Source organism: uncultured Campylobacter sp., from assembly GCF_938018035.1.
Classification (GTDB): domain Bacteria; phylum Campylobacterota; class Campylobacteria; order Campylobacterales; family Campylobacteraceae; genus Campylobacter_B.
The window spans coordinates 1-1688 of record NZ_CALIJF010000386.1; the positions used below are offsets into that span (position 1 = coordinate 1).

1 protein-coding gene and 1 tRNA gene are annotated in these 1688 nt (G+C 37.8%); both read right to left on the reverse strand.

Annotation, left to right across the window (positions count from 1 at the left end):
• Nucleotides 1-3: 3 nt before the first annotated feature.
• Nucleotides 4-78: transfer RNA gene (locus Q0257_RS11790), tRNA-Glu, on the reverse strand.
• 316 nt (nt 79-394) lie between these two features.
• Nucleotides 395-1618 carry an ankyrin repeat domain-containing protein gene (locus Q0257_RS11795; RefSeq protein ID WP_298025023.1) on the reverse strand — a complete coding sequence of 408 codons (1224 nt, stop codon included), beginning with the start codon at nt 1616-1618 and terminating at the stop codon, nt 395-397.
• Nucleotides 1619-1688 lie beyond the last annotated feature (70 nt).

The following is a 1688-nucleotide window of genomic DNA, read 5'->3' on the forward strand; positions in this document are numbered from 1 at the left end:
AAATGGTGACCCACAGGAGATTTGAACTCCTGTTACCGGCGTGAGAGGCCAGCGTCCTAACCACTAGACGAGTGGGCCGCGAAATTAAAAATGAGATAATAGCGAAGTGTATATAAATTTTGGATTAAATTATATATTTTTGGCAAAAATAACACAAAATAAAATTTTCGCCGAAAACTTAAAGCTTTTTGGCATAGCCGCAAATCTTGGTGCTATAGAGAGTCCGATATGCCGCCCATTCTAGATGGCACATAAATAAGTTCCGTCGTTGCAGCCATAAGCCAAATCGATATCATAAAAGCTTGCTGTGCCTTGCTATCAGCATCAAAAATGCCAATAATTTTATCGCGCCGATTTAAAGCATACGATAAAGAAGCCAAATTTAACATAGCTTTTATTTGGCTTCTAGGCTTTTTAGATACTCATATACTCTTTTATCCTCGTTTTTCCTTGCCCAATCCGATGGAGTTACACTTTGGTTATGAGAACATCTAGCTTTTGGATCGGCGCCTCTTTCTACTAGATATTTTACGATTTCTAGACTATGAGAACTTGCCGCATAATTTACCATGGAGCATCCATCGCTATCCTTTGCTTTAAAATTTCCGCCGTATTTTTCTAAAAGCTTTACGAGCATAAAACTCTTCTCATCGTCGTGTTGACTTCCGAATACGCTCATCATCATTGCGCTATCAGTCAGTCTTTTTGCGCACTCTAGCATCGCGCGAAGCGAATTTTCGTTACCTAACATTACCGCCATTTCGATGGGAGTGGTATTTTCATGACCTTTAAAATTCGGATCGCCGCCCATTTCGCAGTATTTTTTAGCATCTTCGGCGTTGTCTGAATATGCCGTTTTGTGAAGCAACGTTTGTATCTCATCCGCACTCAAACTCTCTTCAGTCTTAGGCGTAACGAAAAAGTTTTTGTCGTAAATCTCCTTTAATGAATTTGTACCGTAGTATTTACCCGGCTCGTCTTTAAAAATCAAATTTATACCATTTAAATCCGTAAGTTCTATAGAGTCGTTTGTTTTTAAATTTATTATCTTGTTAAAGTTAAAAACTAAATCATCCTTTTTAACCCCGCTATCAAAGATGAAAAAGTGACTAAACTCGTAAGGAAATTCGTTTTTGTATTCAGGGTTTGACGCCGGATTTATCCTAGAATCGCCGATTTCTATCTTATCATGCCCCCATCTTTTGCCGAATATAAATATATTTGTACCCCAGCTTTTTGAAATTTTATCATCGTTCTCGCCCATTACGAAGATATCGTTTCCCCATGGGTCTTCCACATCGCTTCTGCCGCCCGTCAAAATATAGACGTTGTTATTTCCGGGGCAAATTATAGAGTGCCTCGTATCGCTTTCGGCTATAATGATCTCGTCTGCGTTTTGGTTGCAGCGAGAATTTATATCCCAATATATGGTTTTGCTAAAATTTAAACTCACGTCTTCTAATACGGTGGTATCAAATCCTTGCGTCACTAAAATCTTTTTAGGAAAATATCCTTTCGCTTGCCCGTCTTTGATAAATTTTTCCAAGCTTTGAAAGTCGGTTATATTGCCTCCAAAACAGCCGCCAACCACCAAAAACAATATAACGATAAATCTCATACTCGCTCCTCTTTTCGATATAAAATTTTAAAAATTATACAAAATTTGTAAGCAAAATTTACTAAAAACA